Below are 13,393 nucleotides of genomic sequence, written 5' to 3'. Positions count from 1 at the left end.
TGAAATGGGGCGAAAGTCTGTGGACTCTGTGTAAGACAGTACATGGTTTTTTAACTGTGGTATGCGACGGTGGTGGAAGCAGAAACTTAAATCGTGAGGTTTAGGAATCGCCGCACTTTTAGGGCGGCGAGGATGTCAAGCACGCTCCTCATAGGAATAAAAGGTTGTAGAAGGATTTTCAACAAGATATAGCACTTTTCACGTTACTGAGGTATCGACAAGTTTTGCCAACAAAGGGTTTAAGCCCCTTGCCCATGCCTCATTCTGATGAAAACTGCTATAAGTCATAGAAATGCCTAGAAAATCGGTTTTTTTGAGCGAAAATAGCTGTAGAATGTAGCGACCTGATGTTTAAAAAGACTGAAAAGCTGGCCGTTTTTTACGGCCTTGGGTCACAATACCATGTTTTGTTTTCCTAGCAAAGCTAAGGTTAACAATTCGCAACTTCTCTATACACAGCCCTAAGTAGGGTTTGCGGCAAAAAGCTTTTCCTGGGTGTGGGGTTTTAAGGGTGTTAGGGATATACTGACAATAAATCCGGTTATTAAAGACTGATTATTTATTCCCCCTTTGGCTCTTCTAGGTTCTGTGTGATAAGTTTAACTTACATAGGATCGATCGATCTTTGTGTCCTTTGTGTCTTTGTGGTTCGTTCCACCCCCTCGCTAGGAGAAATGTATCTTAGAATACATTTTATCCACCAAAGCTGGGAGAGCCCCCCTTTTGCCTCTTGCCTTTTGCCTATCCTAATATGTTACCTATACTCAACGGATTTAGTATCAGTTGATGTTCTTGCTTGACATATTACGCAAAACGGAATAGCATTTGAATATGATTCAATCTTTCCGATGCAAGCATACGCGATTACTTTTTGAAGGAGGAGATCCGCCTCGTTTTCGTGGTTTCAAAGATACTGCTATTCGGAAGTTGACTCAATTAGATGCGGCTCAAACCTTAGAGTTTCTGCGCTCTCCACCAGGCAATCAACTTGAAGCTTTAAAAGGCGATAGAAAAGAACAATATAGTATTCGGATTAATTCTCAGTTTCGATTATGTTTTATCTGGACAAATAATGGACCTACTGATGTTGAAATTGTTGATTATCACTCATAAATAATTAATTATGAATAACCGTCCTATTAATCAAATGCGACCCGTTCACCCAGGAGAAATTCTGCGGGAAGATTTTTTGATTCCTCTAAATATGAGCGTGAATGCTTTAGCTTTAGCCTTGAAGGTTCCTGCATCTCGTATTCATGAAATTGTTAAAGAACGTCGTTCTATTTCGGCTGATACGGCAGCAAGATTAGCCTGCTATTTTGGGGGGGATGCCGCTTCCTGGCTCAATCTTCAAGTAATTTATGATCTGAAGACTTTATCTAACCGTGAGGAGATTATTCAGCAAATTCAGCCCCGTATTTCCGAACAAATTGCCTGATTTTTAATTAGATTAAGTCCCAGAGATTAAAACACTTTCAAAAGGGTAAAAGGTACATGGGACGAACTCTACAAAATCGGCACTCGCTCCTGCTGCTGCCCAAAAAGCGATCGCTCTTGGCGTTCCTATCCCAAGCAATCACAATTTCAAAGTTTAATCAACAAAATAACGGCGATTACCTTGAGCCTAGTCATAATGAAATTTACAACTGATAATAATAATTTCTGTTTCTGTAATTTTATAAACTAAGCGATGTTCATCATTAATGCGTCTTGACCAATAACCCTTGAGTTGATATTTTAAGGGTTCGGGTTTACCGATCCCAGAGAAGGGATGGCGCAATATATCATCAATTAAATCAACGATTCTTTTATAGAGTTTTTTGTCTTCTATCGCCCATTCATTGAATTATTTAAAAGCTTTCGGATCAAATACTATATTTTTCACGCCATTCTTTTGTAGTAATTGTCACTAAGTTTTCTTTATTTTCTATTCTGTCAATAGCTTCCGATAATTGACGCTGATTGGCTTCTGTTGAAAGAAGATATTCGGTTGTATCGGGTTCAGAATCAGATACTAAAATAATGATATCCACATCCGTTCCTTCTTCTAGTTCCGCAGAATAAAGCTCTATTTTTCCTTCTCTGCCAACAATTCCTTTCTGTTTAATCGCTCTAATCATGATTTTTTCTCTTAAGATGTCAAACAATTATCGCTATTATATCAAAATCAGCATGAGTTAGAACTGATGACAAGAAAAGCGATCGCCATTCCCCAAAAATTGATCCTTCCCAAAGCGATCGCCCTTGGCGTTCCTATCCCAAGCAATGGCAATTTTAAAGTTTAATCAAGAAGATAACGGCGATCGCACTACAAGATCGACAATCATAGTTCAATTCCATTGATCCAAATTTCATACTCGCTTATATCAACTTCATCATTCCAAACGATTCCGCTACCTGATGGATCAAGTTGAAAGTTTTTAAAGAAAGCATAGTTTTTAAGGGAAGAAAACATCGTTTTTTCTAGTAGATTTTCACAGTCATATTTTCTAGCTTGATGATTAGAAAAATGCACCAATAGAGTATAATTTTCAATGATTTCGGCTGATGTTATTTTGGGGTAAAGCATTGTTTTATTTCAAAGGTGGTAATTTATTAAATTCTTGAGTGTTCCACATTTTCAATAATTCTGATTGATAGATTGTTGCCCATTCTACAACCATTTTTGTGGCTCTATTAGGTAAGTCTCCTTCAATAATTTCTAAGGTTTCCAGATTAAATAGGGCGTTATATTCTCCATAAATCGCATGAAAATGGGGAGGTGGATGATCGGCAAAAAAGATTTTAATGATAATTCCATAAAATCGAGTAATTTCTGGCATAAATCTATTTTTATAAGTCTTGCTTTATGACAAAAATATTATAACAAAGCTTGTTGGGTTTTGTTACCTCGACCTAAACGACAAGATCAGCAATCGCACTCCTCATCCCCAAAAAGCGATCGCCCTTGGCGTTGCTATCCCAAGCAATGGCAGTTTTAAAGTTTAATCAACAAGATCACAGCGATCGCACTACAAGATCGGCATCTGTGATTGATGTACGGCGAAACTCATTTAATTCTTGTTGAGATAGGGGGAGACAGTCCGAATCTGCTTCGGCTCCTTTGTCAATTTCTTCCTCAGTCATTGCTGCAACTTTTTCCCAATCTGTCTTACCATGACTAACATTTTCGGGATCAAGTCTGACTCTGGTAATATTGTCGTCGTTCATTTTTATTGGCTCTCCTTGCTGAAATAATGCGGTATCTGCCGTTTCTTTTGGTATAGACGACCAATAAAACTACTTGATTAACTATACCGATTACTTGAATTCTAGTTTCATTATAATCACGTTTATCTTCTCTTTCCAAACAGTTGGGATCTAGAAAAATGTTTTTTGCATCTTCAAAATCAATTTTATGCTTGAGCAAGTTGGCAGCAGCTTTATTATTGTCCCATTCTATCTCCATTTTATCGAGATTTTGTATCTAGTTCATAATATTTTGGATTATACATAATCGCTCTTTCCCATCATCAAAAAGCGATCGCCAACTCCGAAACCTTGCTAACATAATAAAAAATCATATTCAATAAACCTCATCGTGAGTTCCAATATCAATTAGGTTGATCTCTTCTTCTTGGGTTTCAGGGTTTGATTCAAAATTGAAAATGATTCGACAATCATATTCAACAGAAAAAGCCCAAGCACCTGACAATTTCCCCTTTAGTTTATGGGTGCGTAATATTGGATTATGGGGATCGTCAGCGAGTAGTCTCAATTTGGCTTCTATTTTTGATTTTAAGTCAGGTTGTCGTTTAATCCCTGTTTTGAAAGCGCGTTTAAATGATTGGCTAAAAACCAAGTTAATCATTGTTTAGTTCGGCAATAATGGAATCAACATCTCCTCGAAAAACATTACCATTTTGATAGTCTTGTCGAGCTTGAGAAATACTTTGAGCAATTTGTTCTCGTCTTTTTTCGATTTGCCGATGTTTAACAATATTGATCAAGTCATCTTGTTCATCAAAAGAGAGATAGTCAATCATTTCTAAGATTTGACTAAATTGCATTGTTGGCGGCATTGTTACTTTCCCCTTTTTCAATACAGACTTTTATTTTACTCTGCTTGGGCAATAATGACATCTGCGATCGCGAATCGATGACAACTTTCCAACTCACAGAGATCACCCCTCTTCATTCCCAAAAAGCGATCGCCCTTGGCGTTCCTATCCCAAGCAATGACAATTTCAGAGTTTAATCAAGAAGATAACAGCGATCGCACTACGTTCTTCGGCATCCCACTGACAGCTGCAATCAATGTGCATGGTGCGTTCCCCAAAAGCGAGCGCTTTGTAGCAGGACTTGCATTAGGGAACGCACCCTACAGCACTAATTTTATTTTCTTAGCCAATTGATTAAAAGATTTTTAATCCTTATTAGTCTTTCTGGTGATATATTTCCTAAACGTGCATTGATTACAGATGATTCGACACTTGTTAATCGTCCTAGCCGAATTAAAGAAGCCACTTTAAGTCCAGTAGTAATATAGTCAGAATCTGAGGTATTAATAATTTCGTCAAATCCTAGAGTAGCTTGATGGAGACGAGAAGAAATTAAAGCAAGTAATAAATCACGATGGCGACTTGGTGAAATAGCAATAATTAAGGCTGGACGAAGTTTTCCTGATTTCAAGTCTGCTTGAGGAAAACGAATTAGAACAATATCACCTGGTTTCATGGTTGATAAATTTCTTGAGCATCTTCTAGGAAATATTCAATTTCATCTCCTTCTTTGAAAAATTGCTCTAATGAAAATTTTTGCCAGTCTTCATCTTGCCAATTAGTATATTCTGAAATGTTGTTTAGCTCAGGGGAAATTAATCGGGTAAAGTTGGCAATTTTTTCAACAATGTCATCAGGTAATCGGTCAATCTGTTGGTGAAGTTCTTCACGAATTGTAGCAGACATAAGTTAAATTATTTGATTAAGGTGTAGAGTGGATATTATTGATTATAACTCAGATATTGGGTGGCAATCTGGGAAAAAGTAATGTTGGGTTTCTACCAGGTCAGCGATCGCACTACGTTCTTCGGCATCGCACTTCACAGCTGCAATCAATGTGCATGGTGCGTTCCCCAAAAGCGATCGCTTTGTAGCAGGACTTGCATTAGGGAACGCACCCTACGGCCAACTGGAGTATGTACGATTATAACATCATTTATATTATAACTACTTTGCCATTGGAACGAATAACCGAACATATAATAATTGCGTCGTTTTTATCTACCTTGATGTCACATATAATTAACTCGTAGCTTTGATCTCGAAGCTCATAGACTGTAACTGTTGGATTGACCTTTTTATGCTTCTTCCTATGAATCACCAGATTGAAATTTCCTTCTCCCTCTTCCCATGATCTGTCATTGAAAACAAACTCATATGGTGAAGCATCCTTATATTGGGCGTATGCACCTATCAAAGCAATCACAGTCGAAAAGATAGCAAGCCAAGTAGTACCATATAAAGATGCAACAAAACTAAGGACAATGCCAGCTACTGTGATGAGAAATGATTTCATAATTGATACGACAATAGTGTATTTATCGATTTCTGTCTAATGGTCTATTTATACGGCTCTTAGTTTAGTGTAGGACTAATTTCTTGAATCCACCCCACAATTAACTAATTTTCGGGGAAAAAGTGCCTAAATTTTGCCACTCGATCGCTTTCGTGGCTGGCACTTTTTGATGGCCAAAAAGTCTAAAAATTTTATCCCACAAGGTTTTTAAGTAGATAGGTATTAAAAACTTTCAGATCCCCCCGCCTATCGGCACCCCCCTTATCAAGGGGGGCAGGGGGGATCAAACCTAAAATCCATTTTTAATTTAATTATAACCAGCTACTTAGCTCTATTCAGCCAGCACTATTTATTGGTGTACTTGCAAATGAAGGACATAATGACCTAAAATCAGGTTATCTGACCATAATTCGTACTCTAGACGCAAATATTCGGGGAAATTATTCCCCTCTAATTGGAGACTACGGGTATAGTTGCGGAGGCGAAAAGCGTAACTCGGTTGAGGACTTTCGGCATTTAACCAGTAGCGACTAACACCAAAAACCCCTTGCTCCCAAAAATGACGATAGGCGAATTTTCCCTGGCCCTGCATGGTCATAATTACCCGATTGGCCGAAATTTCTAGCCAAATTAATTTATTTTGATTATTTTTGGGTTTAAGTGTCTCTATTTCTGCGAGAGCCACCGGGGGTTGATTGAGGAGAAGATGAAACCGGTGGCGATCCTTTTGGTAGAGGGTAGCGGCAGTGTCTAAAGTGGAGAGGATGGGTAGATCTGTCGAGAGCAGACAGAAGGAAACGGGACGGCGGTGATGGGCAAGCATAGACTAGACTTAATGGTGTCCTTATCTCCACAATAGTGGATTCTCCGCCCACCGCTACTGGCACCGGAAATTTTTTTGAGAAAAAATCCAGAAAACACTTGCATTATTGAGGGACTTATGATTATAATTATTAATTGTGAGTAGCTTTCCTCGGTAGCTCAGTGGTAGAGCGGTCGGCTGTTAACCGATTGGTCGTAGGTTCGAATCCCACCCGGGGAGTTAATCAAAAATAGCAGCGGCAATAGTTTTTATTGCCGCTTTTTGATGTTTTTAACTAAGCTGTTGACTATCTAAATTACTCGTTGAGACTGTCTATGAGATGGGAGCGGGGGTTGGGGAAATGGGGAAATGGGGAATTTCAACTAAAACCCCAAAACCCTAAAACCCCAACACCTATCTCCTATATCTTATCTCCTGATACTAAATCCAGTTATTAAAAACTGATTATTTATTCTCCATTTTGCCTTTTGCATGAGTAGAAAACGGGTTTCTCCGAGAAACCCGTTTTCTGTGCGACTACTTAGAGAATTTCAGCGATCGCATTTTCTGGACCGACTAGAGAAATGTAGGGATTTTGAAAATATTTACTGGCTACCGATCGCGCTTGTTCGGGAGTAATCTGATTAATAGAATCGAGGAAAGTGCGATCAAATTCAATCCCCAAACCTAGGCTTTCATACCAACCGTATAATTGAGCGATTTCGGCGTTAGTTTGTTTACCGAGAGCATATTGACCCAATAACTTATTTTTAGCTGACTGTAACTCCTCCTCACTCAAAGTTACTTTATATAACCTTTCTGCTTCCTGACGCAATCCCGTCACGGCGATCGCTATGTTTTGGGGTGCAGTTCCCATATAAATGACAAATTGGGAAGAATCGAGACGGGTGGGATAAAAAGCAGAAACATCGTAGGCTAATCCCCGTTTTTCTCGCAATTCCACGAATAAACGACTAGATAACCCATTCCCCAGATAGGTACTCAATAATTTTAAAACGGCATAATCATCCTCTTGTACAGAAGAGCCAGGGTATCCTAACATAACGATCGCCTGTTGACTAGCTTGGACGGTAGTTAAACAGGTGGGCTGAAAATCAAAAGCGGCTGGAGGTAAACTAGATAAAGGAAGATCGGGAATTGACCAACTGCCAAAAATTTCCGCCACTGCTTTTACTGCTTGCTCTAGGGTAATACGGCCAGAAAGACTAATTACCAAGTTATCGGGACGGAAAAAGCGACTATGATAGGCGAGAAGGTCATCCCGTTGCAATTGCGAAACCGTTGCCTCCGTACCCAATAAAGACATACCATAGGGATGATCCGGGTACATAGCGGCGCGTAATTGATTAAAAGCTACATTAAAAGGCTGTTCCAATTGAGAGCGAATGCTTTGACAGGTGAGATTTTTCTCTAATTCGATTTCTGGGGGTGGAAAACTGGGAAAACGAATAATTTCCGCCGCTAGACGCAATATATCTAGAAAATCCTTGGTAACGGTCTTTAAACTAACCACAAAATAATCGGTCCCCGTGTCGGCGCTTAAACCGGCCCCTGTGGACTCAACGCGATCAGCAATTTCTAGGGAAGATAACTTTTCTGTACCTTTGGTGAGCAGCACAGCTAAAAGACGAAATAAACCTGCCTTTTCGGTTTTTTCCCAACGAGTACCCGCATTTTTGAGAAAAATCCTCCCTGCAACCAACTCCACGGCCGTATTTTCCACCACTAAAAGAGTGATGCCATTTTCTAAGGTTAAGCGGTGAATGGGAGAAGCGGACATCGTTTATTCACAGGGTTGCATTATTGTAATAGCATATCGCTCTGGGGAGAGATACTGACGAGCCAGACGCTGTAGATCTGATGGTTGCAAACTTTGGATAACCCGGGGATAGATCGTTGCTAGGTCGGCAGCTCTCAGGGTTTGATAATATCCATAAAGTCCGGCTAATTGGCCTGGGGTTTCTGTGGAGAAAATATAATCGTTAGCTAATAACTGTTGAGTGCGGTGTAATTCTGCGGGGGTGACGGGATGATCGTGCAGATGTTGGAGATGTTCACAGATAATAGCTTCAATTGTCCCGATTTGTGAGCTAGATAGCCAAGCGCCTATGGTAAAGAGACTGGAATCTCGTTGCAGGGAAAAATTACTGTTAATATCGAGGACGATTTGCGCTTCTTCCCGCAGCTGTCGCACTAACCGCGAACAGCGTCCCCCAGCAAGAATTACCGAAAGCAAGTCTAATCCAAAGGCATCTTCTAGGCGATCGCATCCTGGTCCAATCCATCCCATCAAGAGACGAGAATGTTCTAGGTGGGGTAAATATACTTGGGAGCGACGAATTTCGATCAGGGGGGGTTCGGCAGCCACTAGATTCGCAGGAGATTCTGAGGGGACGGGAAATTCCCGAAAAGATTGCCGGATAATTTCTAAAGCTGGTTGGGGTTCAATTCCCCCGATAATCGCCACACACATATTTTCTGGTTGATAATAGGTGCGATGGAAACAGCGCATTTGATTGGGGGTTAATTGCTCTAAACGGGGTTGATCGCCTAAAATAGAGCGTCCGTAGGGATGGTTTTGATAGATACTTCCGCAGAGGGTTTGGTAGGCAATCCAATCGGGATCATCATAACAGGCCCGTAATTCTTCTAAAACTACATCTTTTTCCCGATAGAATTCTTCATCGTCAATCTCAGCATGGAGGAGAATTTCGGCCAGATGGGGTAGGGTATGTTCAATTTGATCCACACTGGTGGTGAGATAGAAGTGTGCATAATCGTGACTGGTGGCCGCGTTAGTCATTCCGCCACAATTTTCGATTAAATAGTCGAAGAGTCCGGGGGGAAGTTTTTTTGTCCCCTTAAAGATCATGTGTTCGAGAAAATGGGCCATACCTAACCATGGGTCGGGTTCAGCGATCGCACCTGCTTTCACCCACACATCTACTACCACCACAGGAGTCACGGGTAAATACTGATGAATTACGGTTAAGCCGTGATCTAATTGCCATACCTGAGCGGGAAAAGAACTTGTTTGACACTGTGCTATCGACTTGATCAATGTCCGTTAACCAGATTTTTTGTTAAATTCTATACATATGTTATCTTATCTCTTGCCTGCTCAACCATTAAAAAACTTTTGTCATGATTTCTAGACAATTCTCCCAAATATCAGCCTTATCGGTGATCAGTGATCAGTTATCAGATGTGATACCAAATCCGTTGAGTATAGGCTACATATCAAGACAGGCAAAAGGCCCCCATGCAAAAGGGAGAATAAATAATCAGTTTTTAATAACCGGATTTAGTGTGATACCAAATCCGTTTTTAATAGTGTGATTGACTCTCAAGTTATGAATTGTTTCTCCCCACACCCCACTCTCCTATACTTTTTAAACAGGATTTAGTATGAGTTTTCGGTTCACTGATTACTGTTTACTGTTTACTGATAACTGAAAAACCTCCTATGACAGAAAATAGAGATAACTTCAACGCAACTTATAATGCACTAATTGAGCGCATTGTCAATCTAACTTTGGCAGGAAAAATTAGGGCTAAATCACAGGTTTATAACCTTTTGGCCGAGGGAGTAAAAAATGGCACAGGAGAAATTTTTGAGCGTTGTTTAACCGAACAAATCATCGTTACTCGCTCACAGTTAGAAACAAAAATTAAAGCGACTAGGGTTTTGCGGGCCTTGGAAACGATCGAAAGTGAATGGGAAAAATATCAAAAAACCAATCAGCAAAATTATCTCACTGCAGCGGCGATCGATAATCTGATTAAAATCGATCGAGAGGATCGTTTACTGACGTTAGTAAATTTAATCGATCCCAATCAAAATAATGCTTTAACCCTAGAACAATTACAACAGTTAGCCAAGCATTTACAGACAGTTTCTCAGCAGCGGGGAGAAGCGGATTTATGGCAAATTGCCACGGGGATTAATCTGGGGTTAAATACTTGGTCAAATTTATCGAATGATCTCACCAGTTGGCTCTACGAACAAAATCGCAATCTTGGTTTTACTAATGATAATGAGCGAGTGACTCCCTGGCAAATTTGGGCAAGTAAAGTTAATCCCTCCTGGTTAAAACGAGTATTAGAAAGTTTAGCTAATCAACAAGCTTTTGATTCTCTCACTCAGGATTTAACTTTAGCCGATTGGGTAGAAACTGCCATTGTTTTTCAATATATCCAAAGGGGACTAATTAACTTTTTTGATCAGCGTATCTATAGCGAAAAACTGGGAGCAAAATTATCAATTTCTACCTTTCTCACCTTTGCTTTAATTTGGTCGCTGTTAACCAATAGTTTCGAGCAAGTTAGTAAAAATTCCCTCTATAGTCGCGGCTGTTTTCAGATGGCTTTACAAATTCTGAGAACCTTTGCTCAACGGGATTATTTTCCTTTATACGGAGGAATTTTTGCCTCCTTTTCTGGCAGTTATCTCAAGGATGCCTTAGATTATTTATCAATTCCTCTGCGTTATGTGGAAGGTACGGGAGAAAAGGCGAGAATTTTAACTTTAATTGCCTATTCTAATCGCATTCGCGGCGACTATCGACAGGCCATAGAATGTCATCAACAAGCTTTAGAAATTGCTCGTCAACAGCAGGACTCTGCTTGTGAAATAGCTAATTTAAACCATTTATCTCGTCTCAATGCTATCCAAAAAAACTATGCAGAAGCGATTAATTTAAGTCAGAGAGCTTTAATTTTAAGTCGTCAACAGGGTAATAGTTTAGGACAGGCTAACGCTTTAGCTAATTTGGGTTATAGTCAGGTACAGGAAGCGCAACAGTTAGAGAGATACGATCCCGAAATTTATCAAAGTTCGATCGAGTATTTAAAACAGGGATTAAAGTTAGCAGAAAGTCTCCAAGATTGGCAGAGTAAATCCCTTTGTTGTAGCAGTTTAGGTTTAGCATATCTTGTCCTCGAAAGAACCCAAGATGCGATTAATATTCTCCTACAAGGATTGGAATCGGCCAAATACTACGGGGATGTATATCTGCAAGGTTTATTACTAACTTATTTAGGCGAAGCTTACTATCAAGACAAGAATTTTGAACAGGCAATTTATATGGGTTCTCTAGGAATGTATTGGCTACACGAAATCGGTGCAGTAGAATGGCGACAAGCTGCTAGTCTATTAACGGTTATTCGCGGCAAAAATATCGCAGCTTTTGAGCAGACTTTCAGTCTGGAACGTTCCTCCCTGATTAAATCTATTGGACTGGAAGGCTACCAATATATCTCAGAAATTCTCAGCAAATATCAACAGGGTAATTAGTGAATACACAGCATAAGTTATTAATTAATCTCTCGGTACTTTTTCCCCAACCCACGGGAATCAGTACCTACATTCTTAACCTCTTACCCTACCTGAAAAATTTAGAACCAACCCTACTAACAGCTAATAGTTATCCCGACTTTAACTGTTATTCTATCCCCAAGGGTCTCGGCCCCGATCGAGGAGCGAAAGGTCATTTAAAACGCTTACTCTGGACTCAGTGGCAGTTACCGTCAATTTACCGACAATTAAACGCCAATTTACTCTTTTCTCCCCTCCCAGAAGCACCGATAAATTCTCATTGTCGCTTTGTCGTCATGGTCCACGATTTAATTCCCCTGCGGTTTCCCAGTCTTACTTCCCCCTTAACTCACTATTTCCGTTATTATGTGCCGCAGGTATTACAACAGGCAAAACATATCATCTGTAACTCTCAGGCAACGGCCAAAGATATCACTGAATATTATCAAATTCCCGCCGATAAAATTACTTCTATTCCCCTAGCCTACGATCATCATCACTTTCGCCCTATTGAAGATAATAAGCCAGAGCATCCCTATTTTCTCTATCTCGGTCGTCCCAATCCCTATAAAAATTTACCGCGTTTAATCGCCGCTTTTGCCCAACTGCCCCCAGATTTAACAGATTATCATCTTTGGATTGCCGGCAGCTTTGATCGCCGTTATACCCCCAATTTACAACAACAAGCGCGAGAATTGGCAGTCAGCGATCGCATTAAATTCCTCGATTATATCCCCTACGATGAGCTGCCCAAGGTGATCAGTCAAGCCACTGCTTTAGTCTTCCCCAGTCTCTGGGAAGGCTTCGGATTGCCCGTTTTAGAGGCTATGGCCTGCGGTACACCGGTCATCACCTCAAATTTGTCATCTTTGCCCGAAGTCACGGCAACAGCGGCAATTTTAATCGATCCCTATCGAGTCGAGGCCCTAGCCGATGCCCTAAAAATTATCGCTCAAGATCGACAATTACACTCAAAATTAAGTTATCTAGGCAAAAAACGGGCCGATGAGTTTAGTTGGCAAAAAACTGGTCTAGCTACGGCAGCAATCTTAAATCAATATCTAGGATGTGCTTAGGGACTTGCGTGGGAATAATATCCCAATCGATCGGAGGGCGCAAGCTTTGCGCCCCTACAGTAACGGATTTTGTCCACAATGTAGGGGCGAACTGCGTTCGCCCAAAAGGTACATTATCAAAGCGCAGGTCCATTAACTGACAGGGTTTCCCGTCCAGATGAAGTATAACCTGATCGGTCATCGTCGGAAAAAGAAAAATAATTTGACAGATCGGCAGCATTTACTGTAGGATTGATGATCGTGACCTCAATTGGAGAGATGGCCGAGCGGTTGAAGGCGCAGCACTGGAAATGCTGTTTAGGGGTAACTTTAACGAGGGTTCGAATCCCTCTCTCTCCGTACCCAAAGCACCTTATGAGTAGGTAGGCGTTAAAAATTATCAGATATCCCCGTTATCAAGGGTAGGGTTGATTCATGAATCAACCCTACCTTATCAAGGGGGGATCAAGGGGGGATTAAAGGCAAAATCCATTTTTAATTTAATTAGGGTCTGCTGAATAAATCTAAAAACCTTGCTGGATAAGACTTTTAGCCTTTTTTGAAATCCAAAAGTACCAGATATGGGAGTGATCAGGGGGAAATTCAGCTACTTTTTCCCTGAAAATTAGGTAATTGACCCCC

18 protein-coding genes and 2 tRNA genes are annotated in these 13,393 nt (G+C 40.4%); 6 read left to right on the top strand and 14 right to left on the bottom strand.

Annotated features, from left to right (window positions below; all coding sequences use genetic code 11):
• The first annotated feature begins 831 nt into the window (after nucleotides 1–831).
• Both O9324_RS26250 and O9324_RS26245 read left to right on the top strand, forming a co-directional pair.
• Nucleotides 832–1,113 (top strand): type II toxin-antitoxin system RelE/ParE family toxin, encoded by a 282-nt coding sequence (locus tag O9324_RS26250; RefSeq protein WP_002795678.1) that lies wholly within the window; start codon nucleotides 832–834, stop codon nucleotides 1,111–1,113.
• Between the two features lie 10 nt (nucleotides 1,114–1,123).
• Entirely contained in the window at nucleotides 1,124–1,438 is a 315-nt protein-coding gene (locus tag O9324_RS26245) for a HigA family addiction module antitoxin (RefSeq protein ID WP_004159892.1), read from the top strand.
• A gap of 186 nt (nucleotides 1,439–1,624) precedes the next feature.
• Here O9324_RS26245 and O9324_RS26240 read toward each other — a convergent pair whose 3' ends face one another.
• The 12 genes from O9324_RS26240 to O9324_RS26185 all read right to left on the bottom strand — a co-directional run bounded on the left by O9324_RS26240 (nucleotide 1,625) and on the right by O9324_RS26185 (nucleotide 6,379).
• A complete protein-coding gene (locus tag O9324_RS26240; RefSeq protein ID WP_287627631.1) occupies nucleotides 1,625–1,831 on the bottom strand; it encodes a Txe/YoeB family addiction module toxin in 207 nt (68 codons plus the stop codon).
• A gap of 34 nt (nucleotides 1,832–1,865) precedes the next feature.
• Nucleotides 1,866–2,120, bottom strand: coding sequence for a hypothetical protein (locus O9324_RS26235; protein ID WP_287627629.1), 255 nt, complete (start codon nucleotides 2,118–2,120; stop codon nucleotides 1,866–1,868).
• Between the two features lie 203 nt (nucleotides 2,121–2,323).
• Entirely contained in the window at nucleotides 2,324–2,569 is a 246-nt protein-coding gene (locus O9324_RS26230; protein ID WP_287627628.1) for a DUF2442 domain-containing protein, read from the bottom strand.
• A gap of 4 nt (nucleotides 2,570–2,573) precedes the next feature.
• A complete protein-coding gene (locus O9324_RS26225; RefSeq protein WP_002736965.1) occupies nucleotides 2,574–2,822 on the bottom strand; it encodes a DUF4160 domain-containing protein in 249 nt (82 codons plus the stop codon).
• A gap of 175 nt (nucleotides 2,823–2,997) precedes the next feature.
• Complete coding sequence (locus O9324_RS26220) at nucleotides 2,998–3,210, bottom strand: hypothetical protein (RefSeq protein ID WP_288141746.1); 213 nt, start codon at nucleotides 3,208–3,210, stop codon at nucleotides 2,998–3,000.
• Nucleotides 3,176–3,448: a BrnT family toxin gene (locus tag O9324_RS26215; protein ID WP_002777949.1), complete on the bottom strand. Its 273-nt coding sequence runs from the start codon at nucleotides 3,446–3,448 to the stop codon at nucleotides 3,176–3,178. Before O9324_RS26215 ends, O9324_RS26220 begins: the two co-directional genes overlap by 35 nt.
• A 117-nt stretch (nucleotides 3,449–3,565) precedes the next feature.
• Nucleotides 3,566–3,850: a type II toxin-antitoxin system RelE/ParE family toxin gene (locus O9324_RS26210; protein WP_004159881.1), complete on the bottom strand. Its 285-nt coding sequence runs from the start codon at nucleotides 3,848–3,850 to the stop codon at nucleotides 3,566–3,568.
• Nucleotides 3,843–4,061: a hypothetical protein gene (locus O9324_RS26205; protein ID WP_004159878.1), complete on the bottom strand. Its 219-nt coding sequence runs from the start codon at nucleotides 4,059–4,061 to the stop codon at nucleotides 3,843–3,845. The genes O9324_RS26210 and O9324_RS26205 overlap by 8 nt, the downstream gene beginning before the upstream one ends.
• A 313-nt stretch (nucleotides 4,062–4,374) precedes the next feature.
• Nucleotides 4,375–4,716 carry a type II toxin-antitoxin system PemK/MazF family toxin gene (locus O9324_RS26200; protein ID WP_004159877.1) on the bottom strand — a complete coding sequence of 114 codons (342 nt, stop codon included), beginning with the start codon at nucleotides 4,714–4,716 and terminating at the stop codon, nucleotides 4,375–4,377.
• A complete protein-coding gene (locus O9324_RS26195) occupies nucleotides 4,713–4,946 on the bottom strand; it encodes a hypothetical protein (protein WP_004159876.1) in 234 nt (77 codons plus the stop codon). The genes O9324_RS26200 and O9324_RS26195 overlap by 4 nt, the downstream gene beginning before the upstream one ends.
• A gap of 250 nt (nucleotides 4,947–5,196) precedes the next feature.
• Complete coding sequence (locus O9324_RS26190; protein ID WP_061431110.1) at nucleotides 5,197–5,556, bottom strand: hypothetical protein; 360 nt, start codon at nucleotides 5,554–5,556, stop codon at nucleotides 5,197–5,199.
• Nucleotides 5,557–5,905: 349 nt separating this feature from the next.
• Complete coding sequence (locus tag O9324_RS26185) at nucleotides 5,906–6,379, bottom strand: hypothetical protein (RefSeq protein ID WP_288141745.1); 474 nt, start codon at nucleotides 6,377–6,379, stop codon at nucleotides 5,906–5,908.
• A gap of 147 nt (nucleotides 6,380–6,526) precedes the next feature.
• On the opposite strand from O9324_RS26185, the gene O9324_RS26180 reads away from it, so the two are divergent.
• Nucleotides 6,527–6,598 (top strand) — tRNA-Asn (locus O9324_RS26180).
• 301 nt (nucleotides 6,599–6,899) lie between these two features.
• Here the strand turns inward: O9324_RS26180 and O9324_RS26175 are convergent.
• Nucleotides 6,900–8,159, bottom strand: a complete 1,260-nt coding sequence (locus tag O9324_RS26175) for a M16 family metallopeptidase (RefSeq protein WP_288141744.1) — start codon at nucleotides 8,157–8,159, stop codon at nucleotides 6,900–6,902.
• A gap of 3 nt (nucleotides 8,160–8,162) precedes the next feature.
• Nucleotides 8,163–9,440, bottom strand: coding sequence for a M16 family metallopeptidase (locus O9324_RS26170; protein ID WP_287627625.1), 1,278 nt, complete (start codon nucleotides 9,438–9,440; stop codon nucleotides 8,163–8,165).
• Between the two features lie 405 nt (nucleotides 9,441–9,845).
• Between O9324_RS26170 and O9324_RS26165 the strand changes: the two genes are divergently transcribed.
• The 3 genes from O9324_RS26165 (at nucleotide 9,846) to O9324_RS26155 (ending at nucleotide 13,111) form a co-directional block, all read left to right on the top strand.
• Nucleotides 9,846–11,675: a tetratricopeptide repeat protein gene (locus O9324_RS26165; protein ID WP_288141743.1), complete on the top strand. Its 1,830-nt coding sequence runs from the start codon at nucleotides 9,846–9,848 to the stop codon at nucleotides 11,673–11,675.
• Nucleotides 11,675–12,772 (top strand): glycosyltransferase family 4 protein, encoded by a 1,098-nt coding sequence (locus O9324_RS26160; protein ID WP_288141742.1) that lies wholly within the window; start codon nucleotides 11,675–11,677, stop codon nucleotides 12,770–12,772. The genes O9324_RS26165 and O9324_RS26160 overlap by 1 nt, the downstream gene beginning before the upstream one ends.
• Nucleotides 12,773–13,024: 252 nt before the next feature.
• Nucleotides 13,025–13,111, top strand: a tRNA-Ser gene (locus O9324_RS26155).
• Nucleotides 13,112–13,393: the final 282 nt, after the last annotated feature.

Origin of the sequence: Microcystis sp. LE19-84.1B (assembly GCF_027531875.1) — a bacterium.
Classification (GTDB): Bacteria; Cyanobacteriota; Cyanobacteriia; order Cyanobacteriales; family Microcystaceae; genus Microcystis; species Microcystis panniformis.
This window is presented reverse-complemented; position numbering and strand designations above follow the sequence as displayed.

Coding starts and splice junctions, on each gene's coding strand:
- O9324_RS26165 (WP_288141743.1), top strand. CDS start 9,846: ATGACAGAAAATAGAGATAACTTCAACGCAACTTATAATGCACTAATT.
- O9324_RS26235 (WP_287627629.1), bottom strand. CDS start 2,120: ATGATTAGAGCGATTAAACAGAAAGGAATTGTTGGCAGAGAAGGAAAA.
- O9324_RS26210 (WP_004159881.1), bottom strand. CDS start 3,850: ATGATTAACTTGGTTTTTAGCCAATCATTTAAACGCGCTTTCAAAACA.
- O9324_RS26195 (WP_004159876.1), bottom strand. CDS start 4,946: ATGTCTGCTACAATTCGTGAAGAACTTCACCAACAGATTGACCGATTA.
- O9324_RS26185 (WP_288141745.1), bottom strand. CDS start 6,379: ATGCTTGCCCATCACCGCCGTCCCGTTTCCTTCTGTCTGCTCTCGACA.
- O9324_RS26200 (WP_004159877.1), bottom strand. CDS start 4,716: ATGAAACCAGGTGATATTGTTCTAATTCGTTTTCCTCAAGCAGACTTG.
- O9324_RS26250 (WP_002795678.1), top strand. CDS start 832: ATGATTCAATCTTTCCGATGCAAGCATACGCGATTACTTTTTGAAGGA.
- O9324_RS26205 (WP_004159878.1), bottom strand. CDS start 4,061: ATGCCGCCAACAATGCAATTTAGTCAAATCTTAGAAATGATTGACTAT.
- O9324_RS26225 (WP_002736965.1), bottom strand. CDS start 2,822: ATGCCAGAAATTACTCGATTTTATGGAATTATCATTAAAATCTTTTTT.
- O9324_RS26215 (WP_002777949.1), bottom strand. CDS start 3,448: ATGGAGATAGAATGGGACAATAATAAAGCTGCTGCCAACTTGCTCAAG.
- O9324_RS26245 (WP_004159892.1), top strand. CDS start 1,124: ATGAATAACCGTCCTATTAATCAAATGCGACCCGTTCACCCAGGAGAA.
- O9324_RS26175 (WP_288141744.1), bottom strand. CDS start 8,159: ATGTCCGCTTCTCCCATTCACCGCTTAACCTTAGAAAATGGCATCACT.
- O9324_RS26220 (WP_288141746.1), bottom strand. CDS start 3,210: ATGAACGACGACAATATTACCAGAGTCAGACTTGATCCCGAAAATGTT.
- O9324_RS26230 (WP_287627628.1), bottom strand. CDS start 2,569: ATGCTTTACCCCAAAATAACATCAGCCGAAATCATTGAAAATTATACT.
- O9324_RS26190 (WP_061431110.1), bottom strand. CDS start 5,556: ATGAAATCATTTCTCATCACAGTAGCTGGCATTGTCCTTAGTTTTGTT.